This window comes from Acinetobacter sp. V104_13, from assembly GCF_031798995.1.
In the GTDB taxonomy this organism is placed as follows: Bacteria; Pseudomonadota; Gammaproteobacteria; order Pseudomonadales; family Moraxellaceae; genus Acinetobacter; species Acinetobacter pittii.
This window is the reverse complement of record NZ_JAVQNP010000027.1, coordinates 936270-962861: the sequence shown is the minus strand read 5'-3', so window position 1 is coordinate 962861 and position 26592 is coordinate 936270. Positions and strand designations below refer to the sequence as shown.

At 38.2% G+C, this 26592-nt stretch carries 23 protein-coding genes and 1 tRNA gene; 12 read left to right on the top strand and 12 right to left on the bottom strand.

Annotated elements, in window-relative coordinates:
* Nucleotides 1-29: 29 nt before the first annotated feature.
* Nucleotides 30-431 (bottom strand): Cd(II)/Pb(II)-responsive transcriptional regulator, encoded by a 402-nt coding sequence (locus tag RMB06_RS17310; protein ID WP_108008607.1) that lies wholly within the window; start codon nucleotides 429-431, stop codon nucleotides 30-32.
* Nucleotides 432-496: 65 nt separating this feature from the next.
* Between RMB06_RS17310 and RMB06_RS17305 the strand changes: the two genes are divergently transcribed.
* Nucleotides 497-1138, top strand: coding sequence for a cation transporter (locus RMB06_RS17305; RefSeq protein WP_218660189.1), 642 nt, complete (start codon nucleotides 497-499; stop codon nucleotides 1136-1138).
* Nucleotides 1139-1193: 55 nt separating this feature from the next.
* Here RMB06_RS17305 and RMB06_RS17300 read toward each other — a convergent pair whose 3' ends face one another.
* Nucleotides 1194-1796, bottom strand: a complete 603-nt coding sequence (locus RMB06_RS17300) for a LysE/ArgO family amino acid transporter (protein WP_002117603.1) — start codon at nucleotides 1794-1796, stop codon at nucleotides 1194-1196.
* Nucleotides 1797-1901: 105 nt separating this feature from the next.
* On the opposite strand from RMB06_RS17300, the gene RMB06_RS17295 reads away from it, so the two are divergent.
* Complete coding sequence (locus RMB06_RS17295) at nucleotides 1902-2792, top strand: LysR family transcriptional regulator ArgP (protein ID WP_311080538.1); 891 nt, start codon at nucleotides 1902-1904, stop codon at nucleotides 2790-2792.
* A 2-nt stretch (nucleotides 2793-2794) separates the two neighbouring features.
* Here RMB06_RS17295 and RMB06_RS17290 read toward each other — a convergent pair whose 3' ends face one another.
* Together RMB06_RS17290 and rsmI are read right to left on the bottom strand one after the other, a co-directional pair.
* A complete protein-coding gene (locus RMB06_RS17290; protein ID WP_057062162.1) occupies nucleotides 2795-3181 on the bottom strand; it encodes a hypothetical protein in 387 nt (128 codons plus the stop codon).
* Nucleotides 3182-3280: 99 nt separating this feature from the next.
* Nucleotides 3281-4117: a 16S rRNA (cytidine(1402)-2'-O)-methyltransferase gene (rsmI, locus tag RMB06_RS17285; protein WP_005075551.1), complete on the bottom strand. Its 837-nt coding sequence runs from the start codon at nucleotides 4115-4117 to the stop codon at nucleotides 3281-3283.
* 209 nt (nucleotides 4118-4326) lie between these two features.
* Between rsmI and RMB06_RS17280 the strand changes: the two genes are divergently transcribed.
* The 3 genes from RMB06_RS17280 to RMB06_RS17270 all read left to right on the top strand — a co-directional run bounded on the left by RMB06_RS17280 (nucleotide 4327) and on the right by RMB06_RS17270 (nucleotide 6382).
* Entirely contained in the window at nucleotides 4327-4728 is a 402-nt protein-coding gene (locus RMB06_RS17280) for a YraN family protein (RefSeq protein ID WP_014206105.1), read from the top strand.
* Between the two features lie 79 nt (nucleotides 4729-4807).
* Entirely contained in the window at nucleotides 4808-5515 is a 708-nt protein-coding gene (locus tag RMB06_RS17275) for a BON domain-containing protein (RefSeq protein ID WP_002117601.1), read from the top strand.
* Nucleotides 5516-5518: 3 nt separating this feature from the next.
* Nucleotides 5519-6382 carry an alpha/beta hydrolase gene (locus RMB06_RS17270; RefSeq protein WP_311080535.1) on the top strand — a complete coding sequence of 288 codons (864 nt, stop codon included), beginning with the start codon at nucleotides 5519-5521 and terminating at the stop codon, nucleotides 6380-6382.
* A gap of 28 nt (nucleotides 6383-6410) precedes the next feature.
* Here the strand turns inward: RMB06_RS17270 and nudC are convergent, their stop codons facing one another.
* From nudC to dnaQ, 3 genes are all read right to left on the bottom strand, one after another.
* Complete coding sequence (gene nudC / locus RMB06_RS17265; protein WP_005070517.1) at nucleotides 6411-7154, bottom strand: NAD(+) diphosphatase; 744 nt, start codon at nucleotides 7152-7154, stop codon at nucleotides 6411-6413.
* Complete coding sequence (locus tag RMB06_RS17260) at nucleotides 7154-8797, bottom strand: chemotaxis protein (protein WP_311080533.1); 1644 nt, start codon at nucleotides 8795-8797, stop codon at nucleotides 7154-7156. Before RMB06_RS17260 ends, nudC begins: the two co-directional genes overlap by 1 nt.
* A gap of 130 nt (nucleotides 8798-8927) precedes the next feature.
* Nucleotides 8928-10307, bottom strand: a complete 1380-nt coding sequence (gene dnaQ / locus RMB06_RS17255; protein ID WP_311080531.1) for a DNA polymerase III subunit epsilon — start codon at nucleotides 10305-10307, stop codon at nucleotides 8928-8930.
* A gap of 233 nt (nucleotides 10308-10540) precedes the next feature.
* Between dnaQ and RMB06_RS17250 the strand changes: the two genes are divergently transcribed.
* From RMB06_RS17250 to RMB06_RS17225, 6 genes are all read left to right on the top strand, one after another.
* Nucleotides 10541-13756: a LysM peptidoglycan-binding domain-containing protein gene (locus RMB06_RS17250; RefSeq protein WP_311080530.1), complete on the top strand. Its 3216-nt coding sequence runs from the start codon at nucleotides 10541-10543 to the stop codon at nucleotides 13754-13756.
* A gap of 15 nt (nucleotides 13757-13771) precedes the next feature.
* Nucleotides 13772-15607 carry an extracellular solute-binding protein gene (locus RMB06_RS17245; protein ID WP_311080528.1) on the top strand — a complete coding sequence of 612 codons (1836 nt, stop codon included), beginning with the start codon at nucleotides 13772-13774 and terminating at the stop codon, nucleotides 15605-15607.
* Between the two features lie 31 nt (nucleotides 15608-15638).
* Nucleotides 15639-16691, top strand: a complete 1053-nt coding sequence (locus RMB06_RS17240; RefSeq protein WP_311080526.1) for an ABC transporter permease subunit — start codon at nucleotides 15639-15641, stop codon at nucleotides 16689-16691.
* A complete protein-coding gene (locus RMB06_RS17235) occupies nucleotides 16691-17701 on the top strand; it encodes an ABC transporter permease (RefSeq protein WP_311080524.1) in 1011 nt (336 codons plus the stop codon). Before RMB06_RS17240 ends, RMB06_RS17235 begins: the two co-directional genes overlap by 1 nt.
* Entirely contained in the window at nucleotides 17679-19271 is a 1593-nt protein-coding gene (locus RMB06_RS17230) for a dipeptide ABC transporter ATP-binding protein (protein ID WP_311080522.1), read from the top strand. The genes RMB06_RS17235 and RMB06_RS17230 overlap by 23 nt, the downstream gene beginning before the upstream one ends.
* 188 nt (nucleotides 19272-19459) lie before the next feature.
* The gene (locus RMB06_RS17225) at nucleotides 19460-20704 is read left to right on the top strand and encodes an NADH:flavin oxidoreductase/NADH oxidase family protein (protein ID WP_311080520.1); all 1245 of its coding nucleotides are present in this window, start codon (nucleotides 19460-19462) and stop codon (nucleotides 20702-20704) included.
* Between the two features lie 5 nt (nucleotides 20705-20709).
* Here RMB06_RS17225 and RMB06_RS17220 read toward each other — a convergent pair whose 3' ends face one another.
* Together RMB06_RS17220 and RMB06_RS17215 are read right to left on the bottom strand one after the other, a co-directional pair.
* Nucleotides 20710-21393 (bottom strand): glutathione binding-like protein, encoded by a 684-nt coding sequence (locus tag RMB06_RS17220; protein ID WP_311080518.1) that lies wholly within the window; start codon nucleotides 21391-21393, stop codon nucleotides 20710-20712.
* 218 nt (nucleotides 21394-21611) lie between these two features.
* On the bottom strand, nucleotides 21612-23726 hold the full coding sequence (locus RMB06_RS17215) for a TonB-dependent receptor (RefSeq protein ID WP_311080515.1): 2115 nt from the start codon (nucleotides 23724-23726) through the stop codon (nucleotides 21612-21614).
* A 304-nt stretch (nucleotides 23727-24030) separates the two neighbouring features.
* Between RMB06_RS17215 and RMB06_RS17210 the strand changes: the two genes are divergently transcribed.
* Entirely contained in the window at nucleotides 24031-24618 is a 588-nt protein-coding gene (locus tag RMB06_RS17210) for a DUF2726 domain-containing protein (protein ID WP_311080513.1), read from the top strand.
* Between the two features lie 89 nt (nucleotides 24619-24707).
* Here the strand turns inward: RMB06_RS17210 and RMB06_RS17205 are convergent.
* The 3 genes from RMB06_RS17205 to pyrC form a co-directional block, all read right to left on the bottom strand.
* Nucleotides 24708-24783 (bottom strand) — tRNA-Glu (locus RMB06_RS17205).
* A gap of 18 nt (nucleotides 24784-24801) precedes the next feature.
* Nucleotides 24802-25464, bottom strand: coding sequence for a ribonuclease T (gene rnt, locus RMB06_RS17200; protein ID WP_002117536.1), 663 nt, complete (start codon nucleotides 25462-25464; stop codon nucleotides 24802-24804).
* A complete protein-coding gene (gene pyrC / locus RMB06_RS17195) occupies nucleotides 25449-26483 on the bottom strand; it encodes a dihydroorotase (RefSeq protein WP_005070491.1) in 1035 nt (344 codons plus the stop codon). The genes rnt and pyrC overlap by 16 nt, the downstream gene beginning before the upstream one ends.
* Nucleotides 26484-26592 lie beyond the last annotated feature (109 nt).

Sequence of the window (26592 nt, the reverse complement as noted above, 5' to 3'; positions counted from 1 at the left end):
GCATCACATGAGTGATGCTTTTTTTATTTTTAAGGCGCATTTTGAAGTTCTTTCAAAATCCCGCATTCATCTACTGTTCGATTGGTAGAGCAATGCTGTTTTAAATCAATTAAAGATTCTTTTAAAAGTAATAATCGTTCGATTTTTTCTGATACTTCTTTTAAGTATTTATCGACTAAATTATCAATTTCTGTGCAGGCCTGTTTAGGCTGAGTTTTCATTTCTTTTAACGTTTTAATATCACTCAGTGAAATATCTAATTCACGGCAATGCTTAATAAATAAAAGGTCTGCAAGTGTTTGTTCGGTGTAAACACGATAATTATTTTCTGAGCGCTGAATACGGTCCAGCACACCTACTTTTTCGTAATAACGGATCGTATCAATTGGAATATCCGCTTTTTTTGATAATTGACCAATAGAAAAACTCATAAGACTTGACTCTGGAGCTACTCGAGGGTTTTTAATCACTATAAAAGAGTTTTTGAGGAAATAAAATGGCTGGATGTGGTTGTGCTTCAACATGTTCTCCTTCAAAGAAAGTGAGTCCGCGTTTTAGAAAAGCTTTATGGATTGCACTTGTAATCAATGCTTTAATGTTTGTTGTAGAAATATTGGGAGGTTATAAGGCCCAATCTGTTTCACTTTGGGCAGATGCATTGGACTTCGCCGGAGATGCAGCAAACTATGCATTATCTTTAGTCGTTCTTTCGATGAGTTTATATTGGCGTGCGACAGCGGCATTAGTTAAAGGAATAACGATGGCGGCTTTCGGCGTTTTTGTCATTGCGAAAGTGATCTGGTCGTATTTTTATGGTGTTTCACCCGAACCAATGGTGATGGGGGCAATTGGTGTAATGGCTCTAATTGCTAACGTTTCTGTGGCGCTTATGCTTTATGCATTTCGTGATGGGGATGCCAACATGCGCTCTGTTTGGTTGTGCAGTAGAAATGACTCAATTGCCAATATTGCTGTAATTTTAGCGGCGGTTGGGGTATTTGGAACAGGCAGTGTATTTCCCGATTTATTTGTTGCCTTTGTCATTGCATACTTGGGTGTATCTTCTGGCTATGCTGTTATAAAACAGTCACAACAAGAAAGAAAACAGGCAAGAGTTATAGTTGCCAGTGAAGCGTAATACTAAAGAGTAATAAAAAAGGATCTTTTTATGATCCTTTTTTAATTTTAAGCCGTTAAAACAAGAGGGTTATAGCGATACTCCACATAACGCAACCAATAATGAAATCTAAAATTTTCCAAGCTTTGGGATTGGTAAATAGTGGCTTTAATAATCTTGCACCATAGCCCAAACTAAAAAAGAAAACCCAAGAGGCAAGAATGCTGCCCAAAGCAAAACTCACTTTGTCTTCAAGCTGAGTTGCAACTGAACCAATCAGAACAATAGTGTCTAAATAGACATGAGGATTAAGCCAAGTAAAGGCAAGACAGGTCACTAATGCTTGAGTTAATGTTTGTTTTTGACTGCTATCAAGGTCCATACTTTGGGTAGTCTTAAATGCAGCATAAAATGCTTTGGCACCGTAAACTAATAAAAACGTTGCCCCTAAATATTTAGCTACGGTAATTAAGATAGGTGATGCCGTCATGATTTCGGCAAAGCCTAATACACCACAGGCAATTAAAATTGAGTCGGACAGAGCGCAGATTAAACACAACCAAAATACATATTGCTGTTTAAGTCCTTGTTTGAGGACAAAAGCATTTTGAGCTCCAATTGCTACGATAAGCCCACTGCCAATACCGAAACCTTTAAAAAATATACTAAGAGAGAACATAACAATAAGGTGAAAAAATCAGATATGGGAATTATCTGACTTTTTATCAAGAAATAAGTAAAATTAAGAATATTTAGGTTTGGCTAAAAAAAATTTAGGTTTGATATGTTAGATAGCAAACAATGTGAAGCCTTTCTTGCAGTCGCAGAATTGGGAAGTTTTGATGCGGCAGGGGAGCATTTATATATTACGCCATCAGCAGTGTCCTTACGCGTACAGGCTTTAGAAAAGTATTTAGGACAAATACTCATTATCCGGGGCCGCCCTTGTGTGCTCACTCAAGCGGGGCAAACTTTATTGCAACATTTACGTCATACGAGATTAATGGAGCAAAATTTATTACAAGGTTTGATGGGAAAATCATCTGAATCTGAATTTTATAAAATTGCTCTAGCTTCAAATGCAGATTCATTAGCTACTTGGCTTTTACCAAATATTCAGCAAACACTTTTTAAAGAAAAAATCGTGTTAGAACTAAAAATTGATGATCAATCTCACACGCACACTTTATTGGAGACAGGACAAGTCAATGCCTGTATTTCGGCAGAAGAGCAGGTCATGTCAGGTTGTTTAGCTCAACCACTAGGAAAAATGCGTTATAAAATGTTGGCCTCTGCTGAATTTGTAAATAAATGGTTTAGTGCCGGAGTGAATAGAGACACATTAAGAAAAGCACCAGCAGTTATTTTTAATCATAAAGACTTAATGCATTCAGAGGTCTTACTAAAAGGATACGGTTTACCGATGCAAAGTTATCCTTATAGTTTTATTCCAGCAACAGATGCTTTCGTCAAAGCAATTCAATTAGGTTTAGGCTATGGCATGGTGCCCGAGTTGCAGGTTCAGCCACTACTCGGAAATGGAACACTTGTTGATATTATGCCTGAAGCCGAACTTGATGTTCCTTTATATTGGCACCACTGGAAAAGACAGTCACAGCAACTTGATGTATTAACTGAAACAATTGTTCAGTCAGCAAAAAAGATATTGAGATAAATTTAAGTCCCTGAGCGGGCATAAAAATTTGAAACATGCTGAATATAAAACTCTATATCTTGTGTTGAGTAACCTAAAAGTTGTCCGATTCTACGGTCAAGTTCTAAGCGATCTTCGAGTTGAGTCTCCTTTAGTGATTTTTCAATACATAACACAAGTTCATTTAAATCTGCTAAAGGAGCATTTTTATAGATCAGCATAATTGAAAATGGTAAAGGTAAAGAGGTTTCAATATCTTTACTCAGCATAGATAAAGTACCTTGCTCGAGATGCTCTAAAAACTCGGTAGGTAATAGATCATAAAACAAAGCGATGGGTTTCTCGCCTGAAAGTAGTAATTCTAGTTCACACTCTTCATGCGGCCCAAGTTTTCCAAGCTGTACATTCATGTAAATACTCTTATTTTTATCTTTAATATTATTATGCAAAATTCATGCACAGTGATGATGAAGGCTATTTATTGTTCATCACTGTGCTTAATCAAAAGATTAAGATTGTGTTAACTCAAGCGCACGTTGATAAGCGACTTTTTTCTTAACTCCTGTTAAATCAGCAGCCAGTTGAGATGCCGCTTTAACAGATAAATCTTGAAGTAAGCGCTTTAAAAGCTCATCTAGTTTTTCTTGTTCCAGATCTGTTTTTTCTGGTGCACCGCCTACTACAAGAACAATTTCGCCTTTTTCTTGGTTGTGATCATTTTCTATAAAACTGACCAAATCTTTTAAAGTCATTTTTTTGATGGTTTCAAAGGTTTTGGTAATTTCACGTGCGAAACCTACAGGGCGGTTTTCACCAAATACCTCAGCCATATTTTTTACACATTCTAAAATACGGTGTGGTGCTTCATAGAAAATTAAGGTCTGAGTTTCATTTTTGAGTTTTTCTAATTGAGAAATACGTTGAGAAGCTTTTGATGGCAAAAATCCTTCAAAACTAAAACGATCGCTCGGTAGACCTACTGCACTTAGAGCGGCAATTGCAGCACATGCGCCAGGCACAGGAACAACTTTAATGCCATGTTCTTGAGCAGCTCGAACTAACTTAAAACCAGGGTCACTAATAAGTGGTGTACCGGCATCACTAATTAAAGCAATGTTATCGCCTGCAAGTAATTTTTGAACTAACTGCTCAATTTTATTACTTTCATTGTGATCATGACATGCAGTAAGTTGGGTCGATATATTATAGTGCTTAAATAATTGTGCTGATTGACGAGTATCTTCGGCAGCTACGATAGAAACTGATTTTAAAATATCAATTGCACGGAAAGTCATATCATCTAAGTGCCCGATTGGGGTGGCTACAACGAATAACTGAGCACTCATTTGGTTTTACTCCGTACAGATAAACAATTTTAATGGGGTAGTTTACCCGAAATTATGATTTGGGCGTGAACAATGTCTGCCAACCTTTGCTTTTCCAAAATGATCTGATTTTCATTTGTTCAATTTAAATCAAAAAGTACGGGTGGATTTAACGAAATAATTTAAGCATCAAAATATGTGGTGCTACTTTTAATTTGGGGAAGATAAAAATGTTAATAGCGCAGCAGTTGGGGAAATGGGCAGAGCAAACAGCTTTAAACCTATTGCAAAAGCAAAACTATGTATGGGTAACCAGTAATTACCATTCACGCCGTGGTGAAGTGGATTTGATTGTTAAAAGAGGGCAAGAGCTGGTTTTTGTTGAGGTAAAGGCACGTACTATAGGAAATTATGGGCAGGCTTGCGAAATGGTGACAAGAACAAAGCAGAAGAAAATTATTAAAACCGCGATGCGTTTTTTACAGCGCTACCCATCTTATCAGGATTTTTATTGTCGTTTTGATGTGATTTGTTTTGATTTTCCACAGAAAATTGCAAAAACAGTACAGCAAGACTTTTCAAATTTCCATTATGATCTGCAATGGATCGAAAATGCATTTACTTTGGATTAAGAGTTCATTACTCTTTTGAGCAAATTAAAACCGATGTTTTATGATCAAGCCAAGAAGAGATTGATAGGAGTCTGGTGGAGTGTTGAAACGTATTGCTGTAACAGCGCTTTGTGTCGCAAGTTTGTCAGGTTGCGCAAGTTTTATTTCTGGTGGAACAGGTACAGCTCCAGTCGGAACAGATAGTGGTGTACGTAGCTTAGGTCAGGTATTCATTGATTCTTCAATTAAACGTACAGCGAATATTAACCTCTATAAGCTTGATCAGCGTTTTAAACAATCACGTATTAATATCGAAAGTTTCCATAGTACTGTTTTATTAACAGGACAAGTGCCAGACCCATACTTGAAACAATTGGCAGAAGACAATCTTAAAGCCATGAGTGATGTAAAAGCTGTACATAACTACATTACCGTGGGTAATAAGGTCAGCTATAACACGATCATGCAAGATGCTGGTGTAACTGCAAATACACGTGCTCTTTTAATGAAAGCGCCAGTTGTATCGGACAGTAAAGTACTTGTCCATACCGAAGATGGTGTTTTATATGTAATGGGCCGTTTAAATACAGCTGAAATTAATGATTTAAATAATGTGCTTCAAAATGTTGGTAACGTGACCAAAATTGTGACACTCATTGATAACGTTGATTTAGCACCTGCGCCAGCGGCGAGTACTGCTAGTGCAACAACTACACCAATTATTAATAACGTCATTGCTCAACCAACAGTTCAAACTCCTGTTGCAATTGATCCTGACCAAACAGATCCAGCTTCGAATGCACAGTAATATATGAATCTGATTGAACAACTACAAAGTAAAATTGAACAGGCGCGAACTCTTTATAAAGAGTTCCGCCTTTATGATTTGGGGAGTTTTGCTTTAAACCGTTTTACGCCAAAAGATGGTTTTGAACAGGTCGCAAATGTACGTTATGGTCTAAAGCCGCGTCACCGTTTGGATATTTACCGATCTGTTAAAAGACTAGCACATCAGCCCCTTATTGTTTTTGTACATGGTGGTGCTTGGCAACATGGTAATAAGCGGGATTATCTTTTTATTGGTGAGACGTTTGCTAAAGAAGGTTATGACGTTGCAGTTATTAACTATCAATTAGCGCCTAAAAATATTTTTCCGAGTTTTGTTGATGACCTGACACAGGCATTGAATTATTTACATCAAAACCAAGACAAGCTAGAAATTTCTACAGAAAATGTTGTGCTTATGGGACATTCGGCAGGAGCATTTAATGTAATGTCTGCTGTTTATCACCCAACGCCAAATCCTATTCAATGTTTAGGAAATATTAAGGCGATTTTCGGTTTAGCTGGACCTTATCATTTTGATTATAAGGGTGATCCACTTGCCGAAGATGCTTTTGATCAAAGTATTTCTTATCAAGAAGTGATGCCATACTATTTCGTCAATCAAAATAGTATTAAACATTACTTGCTCATGGCTGAAAATGATCAGCTTGTCGGCAAAGAGAATACGTTTGATTTGGATCGGGCTTTAAGACAGAGTGGAAATCACAGCCATATCGCTGTGATTCCTAAAACTGGACATATTACAATTTTGGCCAGTCTTTCTAGCTTTATTAGCCACTATTTCAGAACGAAAAGAACGATCTTACATTTTCTCGAAGAAGTGTTTTAAACGAGAGTCTCGTTTAAAACACGGCAGATTACCCAGCTTGGGTAATCTGCATAATCATTGAATGAGCAATACTTCCTTTAAACGGAATCTCAGGTAATTGATCAATTTTGAAGAATTGTGCATCTGCAATTTCTTCTTCTTGAAGCTTAATTTCACCGGACTCATATTCTGCCCGAAATGCCACCATAAGGTTACTCGGGAATGGCCAAGGCTGGCTGGACATATACTGAATATTTTTAAGTTTTAAACCGACTTCTTCAAAGGCTTCACGTTGTACTGCCTCTTCAAGTGTTTCGCCTACCTCAACAAAACCTGCAATCAAACCATACATATTGGTTTTGTTATGAACTGACTTAGCCAGCAAGATTTCATCATCACCACGAGTGATGACGGTAATAATGCAAGGGTTTACACGAGGATATTGGTGGTAGCGACAAGAAGGGCATACCATTGCATATTCGGTCGGATGAACTTCTGTCGGATGTCCACAGTGGCTACAAAACTTATGGTTACGTCGCCATTCAAGTAATTGAACCGCTCGGCTCGCTTGTAAAAACTGTTCTTTCGACCAGCTGGTAATAAGCTGGCGAATTGGAACAAGTTGTAAGCCTTCGGGGATAGGTTCCTCAGCAAGCAAGTCACGTGCAATGACCTGCTCATCATGAGTGAAAAGTAAATCACTTGCTAACTTTTCGACTTTGGGTAGCTGGAGATTCTGGTCAACCAGTAATTGTTGATGATGGAAAATATAAGCAAGTGATAATTCAGACATTAAGCTGCCTTTTTTTGAAGTTGTTGACTACTCGACAATGCTACATTAAACATGGATTGTAGAACAGGTTGTTTATTTTTTAAATTGTCAACTAACATGTCAATGCCTGCCAATACGTTAAAAATACAGTGAATTTGGTCTGTATTAAAAGGCTGGCTTTGTTCAAGTTGCTCTTGAACAAATTGGGCAGTTTGGAGTAAAGCATGTTGTTGAGTCGTGCTTCCTAAAAATTCGGCTGCACCTGCTAACTCTTTTAATGAACCTGCAATCGCTTCAATATTTTGTGTCTGATCATTGGCATACAACGTAAGACTTTGGCAGATAAAATCAATTAAATTTTTTGTCTCAGTAAGCAAAGCTTGGTGAGCTTCATCAAGACGATCTAAAGAAATAGCCGTATTATTTACGCTAAGTTGTAGACGATTTGACGTGTAATTGCGTACCAAAATACCAATTGAGTTCATAGCAGATAAAATGCTGTTCATCAGCTGCTGAGCATAGTTTTCATCACTTAAAATGTTAAGTTGACTTAAACTGCTGGCTTGTTGAGAAAGAGCAGAGGCGGCTTCATCAAGGTTTAGTAGTCTAAAGGTATGAGCCAGTTGTAAAAGGTTCGCTTGTAGTTGCTGTGCTTTTTCAGGCGACATATTTTGGTAGTTGTATTCAATATCGTTCCGCACCTTATTCATTTCATCCAAGATTAATTGGCTGACTGTGTGCATCGTGTCAAAGTCAGGACCAAAGAGATGGCGACTTAAAACGAGTAATTGAGTATCAGTCGGTGTTTCATCACCAATATGAAGTTGGTTACGAATATGGTGAGCAATCTCATCTTCTTGAGCGATGACAATACTTAAAATATCTGCGAATGCCGCTAAATTAGGTTCAAAACTTTCGGGCGCTGCTAAAAATAGAGCAATATGACTTTCAATATTAATCAGTACACGTAGGCGTGAATCATTTAAAAGTAGGTCATCAATATGGTTAAAAGCGTAATTGACGAGCTGCCAATATTTTTGGCTTGGCTGAGTGTTCGCCATGCTGACCAAATAGGTTGCAATAAGTTTAAAGGCTTGAAAATTCTGAGCTGAGGCTGTCTTTTTTAAAAATTGGTGTAGAGATAGTTTGTATAGTTGATGGATGAACTGAGTTTTTTCACTAATTAATATTTCAGGCAAGGGTAGTTCAAGCGAAGTATTTGCAAGTAAAGGAGCAATAGCTTGTCCCGATGTAGTCAGTGGTTTATTTAAAGCTAATTCTAAATTATTTAAGGTCGTAAGAAGAAACTGTGGAACTTGTATTTCGCGCAAACAGATAAATTCAATATAACGCTTTACCATGGTCGTGCCTTCGCTTAGGGCAACAACATCATCCGTATTGATTTGGGCTGGATTCGCAATAATTTTTTGCATCAACTCAGTCGAATATTGAGTGATTTTTGCAAGATAAGGAACATCAATTAAGCGTAGAACTTGAGTGCATTGCTTAAACTGTTCTAATGCATCATCAATACCAAAAGGGAGGGTTTGTTCTTCAATTAAGGTACTTACTGCACCTTCAACCAGTTTTATTGAACGATCAATTTCATGTTTAATGATGAGTAAAGCTGTTGGATCGAAATGAATCGACGTATGCTCAGACATAAACGTTCCCCTTTGCAAAAAAATCAATTGTTATATTCGTAGTGCTCAATAATTTGAGCTAAAAATCTATGCGACTAATATAACTTAACTTACAAAGGGGAAAAGCTAAAAACACTAAAGAATCAAAAATTTATTTTGCAAAAAGGCAAGGTTCTCCGTGTTTTTCCTCATATTCTTTGACCCAAGTCTCATGTGTATTTAACTCTTCATCTGAAGGGTAAATTACAGGGAGGTCAATTTGAACTCTGCTTCTATTGGTTGTTTGCTGGCTATTTTCACTCTGAGATAAGGCATCTATATCAAAAGAAACCTGACCACCAGTCATTGCCAAGTAAACATCAGCAAGAATTTCAGCATCGAGTAATGCGCCGTGGAAAGTACGGTCACGTGCTGGAATTTCATAACGTCTTACAAGCGCATCAAGGGAGTTTTTTTGTCCAGGATGTTTGTTTTTCGCTAAAGCTAAAGTATCTGTTACCTCACATACTTCAGAAAGTGCAGGAAGCCCTACGCGTTTAAACTCCATATCAAGGAAGTTCATATCGAAGGTCGCGTTATGGGCAATAATCTCTGCACCTTTGAGATAGTCAAATAAGGTGTCAGCAATGTCCGCATAGAGCGGTTTATCTTTTAAGAAATCATCACTGATACCGTGGACGTTTTCTGAGTCTCCCACTGGTTTTTGTGGGTTAATATAAATATGAATCGAGCTACCCGTAAGCTTACGGTTAATCATCTCAATCGCGCCCACCTCAATAATGCGGTCGCCATCTTGGAAATAAAAACCAGTAGTTTCCGTATCGAGAATCAGTTGTCGAGGACCTTGTAATTTTAACTTGGCTTCGGTCACAACGATTTGAGGATGAATGTTATTGGTTGGCTGCTTACTTTCTTGTTCGACAGTTTCAACTTCATTAATTTCTTCTTCCACAATAATCATCTCAACTTCTTCAGATGCTTCAAGATGGATATTTTCTTCTTCTGTTGCGTCAGCCAGATCAAACCCGAAAGGGTCATCTAGTAACCAGTCCTGTTCAGGCTTTTTTATATCTTGCGATACAGTGGCAGACTGTGGTTGCTTGAGTTCTTTCGCAGTTTTGTCTGCACCTAAATTAGCAAGCTGGTCTGCCATTTCATTACCTGGATGTCCTGCATGGCCTTTAATCCAGTTCCACTCAATATTTCTACCTGCACAGACAGCATCTAATTTCTGCCAAAGGTCAGGATTTTTTACATCTTTCCAGTTTTTCTTTTTCCAGCCATGAATCCACTCAGTAATACCTTGCTTCACATAATTTGAATCTGTCCAGATAATCAAATGTGCATCGGCTGGGCAAAATGAAACACCTTCAATAGCAGCAGTAAGTTCCATACGGTTATTGGTCGTATCAGGTTCACCGCCAAATAATTTATGTTCACCCTGCTCAGTAATGACATATGCGCCCCAACCACCTAAACCCGGATTGCCACGACATGCACCATCAACATACAGTGTGATTGTTTGAGACATAAATCGAAACCTAAACTAAAAGAAAAAGAACTGAATATGGTGTATTGTATACGCAAAAAGTTCGGTTCCATCGTATCAAAGCAAGGTTTTTTTAATTTCTTGTAACATTTCCATGCAAATGACATTAAATTATTGCCTTGTCTATCTTGCATGCTTTACTACAATGGCATCGAAGACCTAGGGTTTGTGGGCAGACCCCAAAAAAATATTACGCGAGTTGTTTGGAAGTTTTTATGTATAAACCAACCACATTTGTGTGGCAGCCATCTGCAGCATCATTGTTTAAAATTACCGTACTTAGCTCTGCGTTAGCTGCGTTGGGTATTACAACAGGCTGTTCATCGACTCCGCAATCTGCAAAAACCTCAAAATCGAAACAGGTCAGTGGTGCAGGTTATTTAGATGCGAGTAGTCTTGATTCATTAGAAGACTTACTTTCAGCAACTGATATGCGTGCTGTAGAGGGTGACCGTCTGCTTATTTTAAAGCATGGCGATGTCTGGAAACGTATGTCTGTGGGTTTCAAAATGGATTTGAACCATTGGGATTCGCGTATTGAAGCTCAGCGTAGTTGGTTTATTTCTCGTCAGCCATATCTTGATCGTTTAAGTGCCCGCGCAAGTCGTTATTTGTACCATACAGTTAAAGAAGCTGAACGCCGTGGTTTGCCGACAGAACTTGCACTCTTACCTGTAATTGAAAGTTCATATGACCCAGCTGCAACAAGTAGCGCAGCCGCAGCAGGTTTATGGCAGTTTATTCCGAGTACTGGCCGTATTTATGGCTTAAAGCAAACAGGCATGTATGATGGCCGTCGAGATGTTGTTGAGTCGACTCGTGCCGCCTATGAGTTTTTAGGAAGCTTATATAACCAATTCGGTTCTTGGGAGCTTGCTTTAGCAGCTTATAACGCTGGACCTGGACGTATTCAACAAGCAATTAACCGAAATCAGGCAGCAGGTTTACCAACTGATTATTGGTCTTTAAAATTACCTCAAGAAACCATGAACTATGTTCCTCGTTTCTTGGCTGTTGCCCAAATTATTAAAAATCCAAAAGCTTACGGTATTTCTTTACCACCAATTGCAAATAGACCCCATTTCCGTGAAGTGACTTTATCTGCACCTTTATCTTTAAATGAAATTGCTTCTGTAGCTGGATTAAGTCGTTCGGAACTCTATGCATTAAACCCGGGATATCGTGGTGAAATGGTAGACCCAGCGAGTCCAATGCGTATCTTGATTCCAGCCGATTTAAGTCCTTCAATTGATAATAAATTAAAAGGTATGAAGTCAGGCGGTGGTTCAGGTTGGTGGGCAAATGTGACCTCACCATCTAAGCCAGATGTAAGTGCTTCAACATCTGTGACAATTAAAACCACGCCTGCAAATCAGGTTCAACCGGTTAAACCGTCTACACCTACTAAAACAACGAGTAGCTCTACCACGGTAAAAACTTCAACTCCTCGTGGGTCTGATGCTTTAGCCGCGTTTGCAGCTTCGGCTGATGTACCAAGTGCTCCACGTATTCCTGTTGCTGTGACACCTGCGGCAAATATTAAGCAAGTGAAGACAGAGCCACCAATCTCGGCTGCAGAACGTGAAAAGATTTTAGCGGCAGTTCGAGCTGAAGGTGAGAAAGAAACAGTTCAACAAGCTTTAGAGCCACAACCAACGCAGGCTGAAAAAGATCAAGTAGTTGCTGAGTTAAAAGCTATTGCACCACAAGGAACAGAAATTGTTGATCCTTATGATGGCAAAATTAAGTTAACTGCGATTCAAACAAGCCAATCAGTTGCAGAGCAACAAGGTAAAGAAGTAAGTAAAGGTTTTGCATATCCAAAAACTTTAGCTGAAGATGTGACTGTAGCTAACTCTGAAGATGGGCAGCGCAATAAAGACAAGCCTTACATTAAAACTGATACAGATGTAGTGGTTGTACAGCCAAAAGGCAAACGTAGTACCTATACAGTTTTACCGGGTGATACTTTAGCCGTTATTGCGATGAAAAACGGCGTAAACTGGCGCGATGTTGCTAAGTGGAACCAGATTGATCCTGAAAAGACGTTATATGTTGGTTCAACGCTTTACCTTTATGATGCTAAGCCACAAGAAACTCAAACGACTTCAAAAAGCACAGCTAAACCAGATGTATATGTCGTTCAGGCTAACGATAGCTTAAGCGGTGTGGCTAACCAGTTTAATTTGTCATTAAGACAATTGGCTGAATATAACGATTTATCAGTGACTGATGGCTTATTTGTTGGGCAAAAACTACAGTTAAAAGAACCAAAAAATAGTCGCTCAAGTGCTAAAGTAGAACCGAAAGCTATTCAGGCAAGTGCAAAACGTATAGCAACTAAAAGCTATACTGTGAAGCGCGGTGAATATCTTAAATTGATTGCAGATCGTTATGCGCTCTCTAATCAGGAACTTGCTGAATTAACTCCAGGGTTAACTGCCGGTAGCAACTTGATGGTAGGCCAAAAAATTAATGTGCCTACACAAGATATTTCTGTAGATGAAGTTGCTGAAACTAAGGCTTCTAGTAAATCTGAGAAAGCATCAGCAAGTGTTTCTTATAAAACAGAAGGCTATAAAGTACAACGTGGTGATACTTTATCGAGTATTGCAACTAAATCAAAAATTAGCTTGGCTGAGTTAGCCGAGTTAAATAACTTAAAAGCAAATAGCCATGTACAGCTTGGTCAAACTTTAAAAGTACCGGCAGGCTTAAGTGTTCCAGAACAATACGTTGTACAGTCTGGCGATAGCTTAAATGCGATTGCGAGTAAATATAATTTGCAAACAAGCTATTTGGCTGACCTAAACGGTTTGTCTCGTACTGCTGGTTTGCGTGCTGGTCAACGCTTAAAACTAACAGGTACGGTTGAAGAAGCGCCAACTAAATCTTCTAAAAACGCCAAAGAAGAAACACCGGAAACTTATACAGTTAAATCTGGTGATAGCTTAGGTAATATCGCTAATCGCTACCACTTACAGTTGGACTACCTTGCTTCATTAAATGGTCTTTCACGCAACAGTAGCGTTCGTGTGGGGCAGCGTTTAAAGCTAACGGGTGATGTGCCTACAGTTGAAACAGCTAAAGTAGATACTAAGTCTTCAACTAAAATGGTTGCTGCTGGTAAAAACACTGAAAGATATACGGTTAAATCTGGTGAGTCTTTAAATAGTATTGCGAGCCGTGCTGGTATTTCAGTGCGTGAACTGGCTGAAATGAATGCATTAAAAGCAAATGCTAACTTACAGCGCGGTCAGAATATTGTGATTCCAAAAACTGTTGTGGAATACAAAGTGAAGCGTGGCGATACCTTGATCGGCCTTGCGAGTAAATATGGTTTAGAAACCAATTTCTTGGCTGAGCTGAATAATTTGACACCTTCTACTCAGCTTCGCATTGGTGATGTGATTAAAGTGCCTAATTTGTAAAATAATTAGTCATTTATGCATAAATTCAATTTTCAACTGAGCCTGCTAGTCGGGCTCAGTGTCATTTCCCATAGTGTTTTTTCTGCACAACAAACCACCTCATATATAGCGATTCATTCTAAGCCTAAATATTTAGAAATGATGGCTATGCCATATGCAAACCCAAATGCCCCTAAAGGTGGCCTATTAAGTCAGGCAGCTCAAGGAACTTTTGATAACCTCAATAGTATGAATGGTAAGGGGAATGCTACAGAAGGCGTGAATTATCTTTTTGATACCTTAATGACTCAATCACTTGATGAGGTTGGAGTTTTATATCCGCTTTTGGCTCAGAAAGTGAGTTATGACCCAGAAAAAACGCAATCAGTGACTTTCTATTTAAACCCTAAAGCGCGTTTTAGTAATGGGCAGCCAGTCACTGCGGCAGATGTTAAATTTAGTTTTGATGCCTATCAGACTAAATCTAATTTAGGTTTGCAAATGTACCTTGCTGATTTAGCAAAAACAGAAGTAATAAATGCTCATCAAGTAAAGTTTATTTTTAAGTCTACACATAATCCTAAAATGCCATTCATTTTGGCAACCTTACCCATTTATTCAAAAGTAGATTGGCAAAAAAGAGATTTTAGCCGAATTACCCTACAACCGATTATTGGTTCGGGGCCATATGTAGTTGAACGAGTTGATCCGGGTAGAAGCATTAGCTATAAAAGAAATCCAAATTATTGGGCAAAAGATTTGCCTATTAACAAAGGGCGTTATAACTTTGACCGCTTGAGATATGTTTATTATCGAAATTGGGATATTGCTTTTGAAGGATTTAAATCTGGGCAATACACTTTGCATGAAGAAACTAATCCTAAAAAATGGGTAACTGATTACCGGTTTCCAGCCGTAAAAGCAGGGTTGGTTACTCAATATAAGTTTCGTCACCATAATCCTATTGCCACTGAAAGCTATGTTTTTAATACACGACGAAAACCTTTGAATGATATTCGTTTTAGACAAGCTTTAACCTATGCTTATGACTTTGAATGGCAGAATAAAGCTTTGTTTTATGGACAATATCAGCGCCTACAAAGTTATTTTGAAAATAGTGAATTAGCAGCAACAGGTCGACCTTCAAAAACTGAATTAGAGTTGTTAAAACCGTTATTACCTAAGTTATCTTCACTCATGCAGCAAGGTGTGTTAGCAGATTGGAAATATCCAGTGTCGGATGCGAGTGGTTTCAATCGTCAGAATTTATTAACGGCACGGCAATTACTGATACAAGCTGGCTATAAAGTTAAAGAAGGACAGCTATTTACACCTGAAGGAAAAAAAGTTCAGCTTGAGTTTTTAATTCAGCAAGATGGTAAACAACGAACACTTTTACCTTTTATTCGTAACTTAAAAAAGTTAGGTATTGCAGTTAATTTGCGTCAGGTTGATGCTCCGCAATATTTAGAACGAACTCGCCGTTACGATTTTGATATGACCACAATGAATTTGCCGCAATCTCTCAATCCGGGAAATGAACAAACTCAGTTCTGGGGGAGTATCGCCGCAGCTCAGGATGGAAATTACAATTATGCGGGAATCCGCAACCCAGTAATTGATCAAGTGATTTCAAAACTCGTTGCGAGTAAAAATCGTGAACAGCAGGTTATTTATACTCGCATTCTCGATCGATTGCTTAGAGCTGGTTATTATCAAATTCCGACCTATGGTAAAGGTGAAAACTGGTATGCTTATTGGAATATGTATCAACAACCTAAAATTAAACCAGCACTTTCTTCTGGGATAGAATATTGGTGGAGTGATGCAAACAAAGCCAAAAAAGTTGCCAAATATCTACATCAACAATAAAAAGCACCTGCCATAAAGGAAATCCTGTTATATGGGTTCATATATTCTCAAGCGACTTCTTTTAATGATTCCCACATTATTCGTCATTCTATTGATTAATTTTGTGGTTGTGCAAATTGCACCGGGTGGACCAGTTGAGCAAGCAATACATCAGGCACAAAGCGATTTGGGAATTGGTCGTGCATTAAGTGCAGAAACTTATTATCAAGGTGCTCAAGGTTTAAGCCCTGAAATGGTTGAACAAATTAAGGCACAGTATGGCTTTGATCGTTCTGCACCTGAACGGTTTTTCTTGATGTTAAAAGGCTATTTAACTTTAGATTTCGGACAAAGTTTCTTTAAAGATAAACCTGTTGTGCAATTGTTGTGGGAAAAAATGCCTGTTTCCATTTCACTTGGGCTGGTGAGTACTTTACTCATTTATCTCATTTCTATTCCGCTGGGAATTAAAAAGGCAAAACAGCAGGGCTCTTGGTTTGATCGATCAACTTCTTTAGTGCTTGTGGTGGGGTACGCTGTACCAAGTTTTGTATTTGCGATTTTGTTAGTTGTTTTTTTTGCAGGCGGGTCTTATTTTCAATGGTTTCCATTACAAAATTTAGTCTCAGATAATTTTCATCAATTTAGTCTTTGGGGCAAAGTTACTGATTATTTATGGCATATGACTTTACCACTGATTACCATGGTATTAGGCGGTTTTGCCAGTTTAACTTATTTAACTAAATACTCATTTTTAGAAGAACTCAATAAACCCTACGTTTTGGCAGCCTATGCAAAAGGGTTGAACAGCCAACAGGTCTTATATAAGCATGTCTTGCGTAATGCCATTTTAGTTGTGCTCGCAGGATTGCCAGAAGCGTTAGCAGGTATTTTCTTTGTAGGTAACCTATTTGTAGAAATTATCTTTCATCTAGATGGGGTGGGTTTGTTGGGCTTTGAAGCTATTGTCCAACGTGATTATCCTGTTATTTTTGGTGTTTTATTTTTCTTTACTTTATTTAGCCTAATTTTACGTCTCATTTGTGATGTGTTGTACCAATGGATTGATCCACGAATTCACTTTGATGCGCAAGGAGGCAAATAATGTCTTTGATTGTGCGAACACGATTACAGCGTTTTAGACAGCATAAATTGGGCTGGGCCAGCTTTATTTTATTTAGTCTAATTTTGTTTTTGTCATTAGCCGCGGAGTTGATTGCTAACGATAAACCGCTGTTAGTGAAGTATGAAGATTCTTACTATTTGCCTGTGTTGAAAACTTATCCTGAAACTGTGTTTGGTGGAGTGTTTGAAACAGAAGCTGATTATAAAGACCCTGCTGTACAAGCGCTTATTAATACTAAGGGATGGACGGTTTGGCCTCTCATCCAATTTTCATATCAAACGCCCAATTTAGATTTGGCAGTTCCTGTGCCATCACCACCTTCCAAGCAAAACTGGTTGGGAACAGATGATCAAGGAAGGGATGTTCTTGCGCGTATTCTTTATGGCTTAAGAGTATCGTTGCTTTTTGGCTTAGCCTTAACCTTTTGTTCTGCTTTATTTGGAATTACGGTAGGCGCTATTCAAGGCTATTATGGCGGCTGGGTCGATTTATTGGGGCAACGTTTAGTTGAAGTCTGGAATGGCTTACCCATGCTTTTTATGGTCATGATTTTAGTCAGTATGTTTGTTCCAAATGTATATTGGCTATTTTTCATTATGTTGTTTTTCGGCTGGACTGTTTTGGTGGGCATCGTTAGAGCAGAATTTTTGAAAGCTCGCCAGCTTGATTATGTTCGTGCAGCCCAAGTTTTGGGAGTGACTGATCGCGCGATTATTTTTAGGCATATTTTGCCAAATGCGATCAGTTCGAGTTTGTCTCAGTTACCTTTTATTTTAACAACTAATATTAGCGCTTTAACTGCTCTTGATTTTTTAGGATATGGACTGCCACCTGATGCTGCCTCTTTAGGTGAATTATTGCTTCAAGGTAAAAATAATTTAGATGCGCCATGGCTAGCAATTTCAGGCTTTTTTAGTCTAGCGATTGTTCTTTCACTTTTAATCTATATTGGGGAGGCGGCTCGCGATGCTTTTGACCCAAGAAAATAATTTAAATCCCACTTCAACATTATTAAAAGTAGAGCATCTTTCGGTTCAAACCAAAAATCAAAGAGTTTTATTAGATGACCTGAATTTTTACTTAAGTGAAGGGGAAACACTGGCTGTTGTGGGCGAAAGTGGTTCAGGTAAATCGATGAGCTGCTTAGCAATAATGGGGTTGCTACAAGATAAATTAGAAATAACGGGACAGGTCTGGATTGGTCCACAAAATATGCTTGAGCTAGATGAAAGAGCTCAATCAAATTTACGTAGTCGACAAATCGCTATGATTTTTCAAGAGCCTGCTGCTGCATTAAATCCGCTCCATCGGGTTGAAAAAATTATAGGGGAAAATCTTCTTTTATCTGGTTTTTCAAAACTTGAAGTTCGACAGCAAATAGTTGAATTACTAAAAGATGTTGGAATTGTTGAACCAGAACAAATATTAAAACGTTATCCTCATGAGCTTTCTGGTGGGCAAAGACAACGTGTCATGATCGCGATGACATTGGCGCTTCGGCCTAAAATTTTGATTGCTGATGAACCTACTACTGCGTTGGATGTGGTTTTACAGATACAGATTTTAGAGCTATTAAAATCTTTGCAAGCAAAATATGGAATGGCACTTATTTTAATTAGCCATGACCTCAATTTAGTGCACCGCTATGCTGAGAAACTTATTGTATTGCAAAGAGGGCGTGTAGTAGAGCAAGGTGAACTGAGCCAAATCTTTGCAAATCCTAAAACAAGTTATACAGCAGAATTATTAGATCATGATTTTGGAAAAGTAGAATTTAGACCGGCTCAACAGAATGTTTTATCAGTTCGACAGCTCAGCGTGCAGTTTCCTATAAGAAAAGGAATTTTAAATCGCATTCAAGGGTATTTCACCGCAATAGAAGATTTGAGTTTTGATCTTGCTCAAGGTGAATCGCTTGGGGTAGTTGGTGAAAGTGGTGCTGGTAAGTCATCTTTAGCCCTCGCTTTGGTCCGACTTATTAAAAGTGAAGGGCAGATTGTTTTTTTAGGGCAAGATTTGAATCAGCTACAGCTCAAAGCCCTACGTTTGATGAGATCAGATTTTCAACTTGTATTCCAAGACCCAGTTGGAAGTTTAAACTCGCGTATGACAGTAGGGCAGATTATTGCTGAAGGATTGAAAGTGAAAGCAGTAGCTGATAACGAGATCAAAAAGCAAGTAGAATCTGTATTGGTAAAAGTTGAATTGGCTGAAGATTTTCAACATCGTTACCCTCATGAACTTTCAGGCGGACAACGTCAACGTGTCGCCTTAGCCAGAGCTTTAGTGGTTCGGCCTAAACTTTTAATTCTGGATGAACCTACGGCGGCCTTAGATAGGACCACGCAAAAAGCCATGATCAAGCTGTTGAGACAATTACAGCAAACTGAGCAGTTAAATTATATTTTCATTAGTCATGATCTCAATATAGTAAAAGCACTATGCCATAAAGTGATGGTATTACGTCATGCAAAAGTTGTTGAATATCAGGAAACTGAACTCTTATTTTCTAAGCCTAACAGTGAATATACGAAACAGTTAATTAAAGCATCCTTTTAAAGATATTTATTAATTGATTGTTTTATATAAATAAATTTTGGTTAAACTTCTAATGCAAAAAGTTGCATATTTTTATATTTTTTAAAATTGACATGTGCTATTGTCAGTTATCGATTATGACTTGACATGCCCAATAACTCATTTAAATTAGAGTAATTGCTCTAAAATTCAAAGAACAGAGGTTAACCATGAACCAGATTGCTGAACCCATCACAATTCGCAATACCACCTTTAAAAACCGAATTATTAAAGGTGCAATGAGTGAGGCACTTGCAAATTATGAAGGCCAACCAAATGACTTACATTTGGGTTTATATGGTGCATGGGCAAAAGGTGAGCTTGGCTGTGCCATTACTGGCAACGTCATGGTAAATGCCGGCGCAAAAAATGAACCAGGTGTTGTTGTTATTGAAACTGAACGCGACCTAGAGCGCTTAAAAGAATGGGCGGCATTAGGTAAAAAATATGGCATGGTTCAGTTGATTCAATTATCGCATCCAGGTCGTCAGTGTCCAAAAGGTTTAAATAAAGAAACTGTAGCGCCTTCAGCCGTACCTTTTAGCCCAGCTTTAGCAACCATGTTTGGAACGCCACGTGAACTTACTCATGACGAAATTCTAGATATTATTAAACGTTTTGCGACAGCAGCTCACATTTGTGAAAAAGCAGGTTTTGAGGGAGTACAATTACATGGCGCACATGGTTATTTAATTAGCCAGTTTTTATCGCCATTAACCAATAAGCGTACAGATCAGTGGGGCGGTTCAGTTGAGAATCGTACTCGTTTTTTACTAGAAGTTTATAAAGCGGTACGTGAGGCAACTTCAGATAATTTTATCATTTCAGTGAAGCTTAACTCGGCTGATTTCCAGCGTGGTGGTATTAGCGAAGAAGACGTTATTTCAGTGTTTAAAGCAGTGGATGAAGCTGGTATCGATTTAATTGAAATTTCAGGCGGTACTTACGAGGCACCAGCAATGGCTGGAGCTAAGGCCGACAAACGTAAAGCAAGTACGATTGCGCGCGAAGCATACTTTTTAGATTTTGCAGAGAAAATCCGCCAGCATGTTAATTGTAAACTCATGGTGACAGGCGGTTTCCGTACTGTAGAAGGCATGAATGCCGCACTTGAAAGTGGTGCATGTGACTTTATTGGTATTGCTCGTCCATTTGCAGTTGAAACCGATTTAACAGAACGTTTAATTGCAGGGCAAGATGTTCGCTATGCTGTAAAACCGATTAAAACAGGCTTACCATTTGTCGATAAGATGGCAATTATGGAAATTATTTGGTATGCCGCTCAGTTTAAAACGATTGGCAAGGGTAAAAAGCCAAATCCAAAACTTTCACCACTGGTAGTGTTTTTAAATTACGCCAAAGGCAATATTAAAGCGGTGATTCAAGGACAAGTTAATTCACGTAAGTCTGCATAATTTCATTACCATGCAGTCGTCCAATAAGCGTTAAATGTAGAAGCAGACCATTGGCCTTTAATTAAAGCATTGTTAAAGGCGGGTCTGTTTTCTATTTGGGCAAGATAACAGTGTATATGTTTAAAGTGGCTATAATTTTGTGAGCAAGCTAATAATGGGAACCACATCAAAATATCAGCAATAGTAAACTGATCTCCAGCAAACCATAAGTGTTGCTCTAAATGTTCATCAATCATTTTCATTTGTCGTTGTAACGATTGATTGAGATAGCCTTGATCGAATCCATATTTTAAAAACTTTGGAACGAAACGGACCGGGAAAGGCGTACGCTTTACAATTTGGTGAAAGATTTGTTTGAGTACTAAATCGGGAATAAATGTTGCCTCGCAATAATTTTTCCAATAATAAAAATTTAGGAGTTGTTGGCTTGATAGGCTGTTTGGTCCCAATTGTGGGTGTAAATGAGATAGGTACTCTAAAATTGCTGAGGTTTCAGCTAAGACTGAAGTCTTTTCTTGTTTAATAATTTCGATAGTTGGAAATTTTGATAATTGATGAGGTGAGTTTTTATCTTTGCCTATCACTGAATGATCTTTAATAGTGAGCTGATAGTTGAGTTCTAATTCTTCTAAAAACCAAATGATGCGTTGAGAGCGCGAATTTTTTAGGTGAAATAATCGAATTTGCATGTCATGTTCAAATTATAGTTTTGATCTATGTTGAGTATAGAACATAATTTAATTATAAAAATATTAATAAATCAATAAATTATGTTTCTATATAAGAGCAGCTTAATAAAAAACCACTACCTTAAAAAAGCAGTGGCTTTTTAGTATTTGATATCCCTAGTAAGATTTTAAGCTAGGTTATCGCTGTGAAACGGCTGTCTATTAAGTGTCTTTAGAGTTTAGAACGTATAGCTCATACCTAATTGAACAGTACGTGATTCACCCGGATATGCATATAGATTGAAAGCGCTTTCATCATAAACTTTGTCAAAAAGATTTTTCAGATCTAAGTTAATACGAAGTTTTGGTGTTGCCTGATAATAAGAAACTAAATCTGTAACAGCATAACCTTTCATTGTATAAGTGCTATTGGCTGTTTGACCTGCACGCTTATCAATATATTTTTGATTAATGCCTAGACCTAAGCCTTGTAAAGGGCCATCTTGAAATTCATAGATATTTAACAGATTAAAACTATTCTTTGGAATATTGGCTAAAGTGGTTCCTTTTTTCAAAGTATTATCTTTGCTGACTTCTGCATCTGTATAGGTATATCCACCAATAATTTTCCAAGCTGGAGTGATTTGTCCTGCAACGTTTAGCTCAATGCCTTGGCTACGAACTTCACCAGCAGCAACTTTATAGGCTGAATCTACAGGATCGAGAGTTAAGACATTTTCTTTTTCTGCATAGAAAATCGCAGAGTCAACCGACAACATATTGTCGAGTGCCAGCCATTTAAAGCCTAACTCATAAGCCATACCTTCTTCTGGGTCAAAACTTTCTCCATTACGGCTAGCACCAGTGTTAGGTTTAAAAGATTTCGCAGCATTGCTATAGATTGAAAGGTCATCACGGGCTTTAAAAACTAAACCTAAACGCGGAATAAATGCGTCATGACTGGTATTCCAGTTTGCAGTATTCGGTAAAAGATTTTTGTAATCATGTTCGTAGTGCTCAAAACGCAAGCCCAGCAGTGCACTTAAACGCTCATTTAAATCGATTTGATCTTGTACAAAAAGAGCAGTTGTTTTTAAATTTTCACGGTCATGGGTCGTAATGTTTTTAAGCTCAGGTAGAGGTTGACCTAAAACTGGATCATAAATATTGATCGGGTAGTTATTTGACTTAGCATCTGAACGAATAATATATGATTTATAATCATAGTTTTCATATTCAAGCCCAGTCACTAAAGTATGAGCTAGACCTAAAAGCTGGAAATTGCCTGTAAGGTTAATTTGGGCATCGGTATCTTGCCATTTTAATTCGCGGTAGTTGTAATTTCGGTTTAAAGTTTCTCCGTCATCTTGAATGCCATTTGCCTCTACCGCATAGCCATGCAATTTGCCATTTAAATATTGCACACCAGCATTTAGCTTCCAGTCATTCCCAAGGTCGTGCTCGACTCGTAATTGAGTCATATTGTTATCATTGTAGAGTCGGTTGTTGTATTTACCTGTTTCCCACAAATAGGTTTCGGGTGAACTATTAAAAGACTTCTGGCCTGCATAACGTGTTTGGCCACGATCAAGTGGATGCTGATTTCGTAAAATATCCGCTTCAAAAGTAACTTTGGTTGCGTCAGAAGCTTGCCATTGAATGACTGGTGCAATTCCATATCGTTTGGACTCGACATGATCGCGATAACTATCACCGCCTTCTGCAATCACATTTAGGCGATAACCTATATTTTCTGTATTAGGGATAGTACCTGTGGTATCTACCGTAGTGCGATATAAACCTTCACTACTGAGCTGAGCACCTAAAGTGGTTTGTTGCTCAGACTTCGGTGTTTTAGAAATTAAGTTAAACGTACCACCTGGGTCACCACGGCCATATAAGCTAGAAGAGGGGCCACGTAAAACGTCTACACGTTCAATAGTGTTACTATCTGGAGCATTTGGATAACCACGGTTAATTGGGAATCCATTACGATAGAATTCACCGCTAGTGAAACCACGAAGGTTAAAGCCTGTTAACCCTTGACCACCAAAGTTATTAGCACGAGTAACACCGCCAGCTAAATCAAGCGCTTCAATCAAACGTGTCGCGCCAATATCTTCAATTACTTTTTGAGTCACTACACTGACAGATTGAGGTGTATCTTTTAATGCGACTTCACTACGTGTTGCACTATTTGAACTATCGACTTTATAAGCTTGGTCGGCAGCTTGTTGGGCTTTAATCTTAATGGTAGCGAGCGTTGTTGAGGAGTTATGGGTTTCTGCGAAAGCACTTGAGATACAGCAGAGTTGAGCGATGCTCAGGGAGAGGAGGCGAAGCTTAAGATCCATTTAAAACCTTGTTGATAATAAATATCAGTATAAAAATAAGAATTATTATATTGTAAATCTATGTAAAGGAAATACTGGATCGGTGATATATATGTACAAGTGTATTTTATTTGGAAATACAAATGGCAAAAAATTAAACAAAAAGAATTGATTAGTTTAAATAATTATAAATTACAGACTAAAATAGAGTATGAAGTACATAGAATAATAGCTTTTAAAATCAAATAAATAATTTATAGCTAGCCGTTTCTAATTGTATTTTTGAAAATCAAAATAGTTTTTATATTTATTTAGGGGAAATTCGATGTTTGCGATTGTTGGTATATTTTTAATAGCCATGATGATATTGGCAATTTTAAATGTTTTAAAGAAAGGGGAAAGCAAAAATAGAAATGCAAAACGTAACCCAATTAAGGGAAAGCGTATCATTACTATGAATGAACAACCTACTTTTATGAAACTAAAGGAAGCTTTGCCCGAACATATTATTTTGGCGCAAGTTGCTTTCAGTGCTTTTATGACAGCACAAGGATACGCGACGCGTAATTTATTTAATCGCAAAGTTGCTGATTTTGTTGTGTTGGATAAAGCATTTAATATAGTTGCTATTGTTGAACTGGATGATTCTAGCCATAAGGGGAAAGAAAACCTTGATGCAGAGCGAGATGCTTTAATTCAAGAAGCTGGTTTTAAAGTCATACGCTATAAACGAACACCAGAATTGGCACAAATACATAGTGATTTTAATATTGCATCGAGTTCATTAGCTCAAGTTTCAATAGAACCAGATTTAACAAAAACAAAGTTAGTTGCTGATGCAATAATTATTGAGAGAGATGATCCAAGTGTACAACCGACTCAACATATTGATGAAGCAAAGCTGAATTCTTGATTTTGAAAATAAGAAGTTTATCTCATGGATGATATTTGAAGTGAGATAAAATAATTTGGAGATAGGATTCTTTATAGATAGAAAAAATATGGCGTCCCTACGGGGATTCGAACCCCGGTTACCGCCGTGAAAGGGCGATGTCCTAGGCCTCTAGACGATAGGGACGTTGAGGATGGCGGTATCTTAAGAAGCCGCCACCAAACTGTCAAGGAGGTAAGGTGACAGTTTGTTCAAAATATAGCAAAACAGTTCAGCAGTCTTCTGAGTATCGTACAAAGCAGAGTGTGCTTCTTTGCCATCGAACTCAATTCCAGCTTGAATACATGCTTTCGCAAGCACAGTTTGTCCAAACATAACAGCACTCAAAGTAACCGTATCCATCACAGAAAAGCTATGAAATGGGTTTTGGTTTTTTGTACTTGTACGCGCAATTGCTGCTTGTACAAAACCAAGGTCAAAATGCGCATTGTGGCCCACTAAGACTGCATGTGTACAGTGTTGCTGTTTACGGACTTCATTCACCGATTTAAAAATACGGCGTAATGCAGTGCGCTCATCTTCAGCCATTGCAATACGCATTGGATTGAATGGATCAATACCAATAAAGTCCAGCGAACGACGATCGAGATTAGCCCCTTCAAACGGGTTAATATGTGCATGAAATGCTGGACCAGGGACAAATTGTCCCTGAGCATCATACACAATTGGAATGCACGCAATTTCTAGCAATGCATCTGTCTGGGCATTAAAACCTGCCGTTTCAACGTCAACAACAACAGGTAAGAAGCCACGAAAACGTTGGCCAATGACCGGGACAGAGGTTTCTTGTGTCACACTTTTCTCCATTGCAGCGTTTTCCCGGCATGCAGCGGGATAATTTTTTGATCATCTAAATAATCAAAAGATTCTGGAACGAGGTTATCTTCTTTTACCAAAGTAATGGTAGAAGTATTACGTGGTAGGCCGTAGAAGTCTGCACCAAAGTGGCTAGCAAAACCTTCTAAACGTTCTAGTTTACCTACTTGATCAAATGCTTGAGCATAAAGTTCAATTGCATTAGGCGCACTATAACAGCCCGCACAGCCACACGCATTTTCTTTTGCATTTTGCGAGTGAGGAGCACTATCTGTACCCAAGAAAAATTTAGGGTTACCGCTCGTTGCAACTTCAAGCAAAGTAGTCTGGTGAGTTTGACGTTTTAAAATTGGTAAGCAATAGAAATGCGGTTTAATACCACCAACCAACATATCATTACGGTTAAATAATAAATGCTGAGGTGTAATCGTTGCAGCCACATTGCGATCTTGTTCTAAAACAAAGTGTGCAGCATCGCTTGTTGTGATGTGTTCAAGTACCACTTTAAGCTTTGGAAACTGTTTTAATAACGGTGATAAAACTTCATCTAAGAAGCGTTTTTCACGGTCAAAAATATCAACGTGGTTATGAGTCACTTCACCATGAAGTAATAACGGAACTTGATGCTCTTCTAGTTGCTCAATGACTGCATAAACTTTACGAATGTCACTTACACCGTTATCAGAATTGGTGGTCGCACCTGCTGGGTAAAGTTTAATAGCATTTACATGTCCAGATTCTTTAATTTTACGAACTTCATCTGGTGAGGTGAAATCAGTAAAATAAAGCACCATACGTGGGTCAAAGTTAAGACCCTCTGGAACATGAGCAAGAATACGTTCACGGTAAGCCAGTGCTTCTTCCACAGTTTTTACAGGCGGAACAAGGTTTGGCATACAGATCGCACGAGCAAATTGTTTGGCCAAATCAGGTACAGTACGTTTTAATGCTAAACCATCACGTAAATGTGCATGCCAGTCATCTGGCTGGAGCAGGGTAATAGAGTCCAAGGCAGTTCAAACTTCGAAATAAAACAAATGATAATCGATAAAGTGTGAAAATGGTAACGAGAATTACGGACAAATGGCAAAATAAAGCACCAGAGGCCTTAAAAAATAA

Coding starts and splice junctions, on each gene's coding strand:
- RMB06_RS17310 (WP_108008607.1), bottom strand. CDS start 431: ATGAGTTTTTCTATTGGTCAATTATCAAAAAAAGCGGATATTCCAATT.
- RMB06_RS17305 (WP_218660189.1), top strand. CDS start 497: ATGGCTGGATGTGGTTGTGCTTCAACATGTTCTCCTTCAAAGAAAGTG.
- RMB06_RS17300 (WP_002117603.1), bottom strand. CDS start 1,796: ATGTTCTCTCTTAGTATATTTTTTAAAGGTTTCGGTATTGGCAGTGGG.
- RMB06_RS17295 (WP_311080538.1), top strand. CDS start 1,902: ATGTTAGATAGCAAACAATGTGAAGCCTTTCTTGCAGTCGCAGAATTG.
- RMB06_RS17290 (WP_057062162.1), bottom strand. CDS start 3,181: ATGAATGTACAGCTTGGAAAACTTGGGCCGCATGAAGAGTGTGAACTA.
- rsmI (WP_005075551.1), bottom strand. CDS start 4,117: ATGAGTGCTCAGTTATTCGTTGTAGCCACCCCAATCGGGCACTTAGAT.
- RMB06_RS17280 (WP_014206105.1), top strand. CDS start 4,327: ATGTTAATAGCGCAGCAGTTGGGGAAATGGGCAGAGCAAACAGCTTTA.
- RMB06_RS17270 (WP_311080535.1), top strand. CDS start 5,519: ATGAATCTGATTGAACAACTACAAAGTAAAATTGAACAGGCGCGAACT.
- nudC (WP_005070517.1), bottom strand. CDS start 7,154: ATGTCTGAATTATCACTTGCTTATATTTTCCATCATCAACAATTACTG.
- RMB06_RS17260 (WP_311080533.1), bottom strand. CDS start 8,797: ATGTCTGAGCATACGTCGATTCATTTCGATCCAACAGCTTTACTCATC.
- dnaQ (WP_311080531.1), bottom strand. CDS start 10,307: ATGTCTCAAACAATCACACTGTATGTTGATGGTGCATGTCGTGGCAAT.
- RMB06_RS17250 (WP_311080530.1), top strand. CDS start 10,541: ATGTATAAACCAACCACATTTGTGTGGCAGCCATCTGCAGCATCATTG.
- RMB06_RS17245 (WP_311080528.1), top strand. CDS start 13,772: ATGCATAAATTCAATTTTCAACTGAGCCTGCTAGTCGGGCTCAGTGTC.
- RMB06_RS17240 (WP_311080526.1), top strand. CDS start 15,639: ATGGGTTCATATATTCTCAAGCGACTTCTTTTAATGATTCCCACATTA.
- RMB06_RS17235 (WP_311080524.1), top strand. CDS start 16,691: ATGTCTTTGATTGTGCGAACACGATTACAGCGTTTTAGACAGCATAAA.
- RMB06_RS17230 (WP_311080522.1), top strand. CDS start 17,679: ATGCTTTTGACCCAAGAAAATAATTTAAATCCCACTTCAACATTATTA.
- RMB06_RS17225 (WP_311080520.1), top strand. CDS start 19,460: ATGAACCAGATTGCTGAACCCATCACAATTCGCAATACCACCTTTAAA.
- RMB06_RS17220 (WP_311080518.1), bottom strand. CDS start 21,393: ATGCAAATTCGATTATTTCACCTAAAAAATTCGCGCTCTCAACGCATC.
- RMB06_RS17215 (WP_311080515.1), bottom strand. CDS start 23,726: ATGGATCTTAAGCTTCGCCTCCTCTCCCTGAGCATCGCTCAACTCTGC.
- RMB06_RS17210 (WP_311080513.1), top strand. CDS start 24,031: ATGTTTGCGATTGTTGGTATATTTTTAATAGCCATGATGATATTGGCA.
- rnt (WP_002117536.1), bottom strand. CDS start 25,464: ATGGAGAAAAGTGTGACACAAGAAACCTCTGTCCCGGTCATTGGCCAA.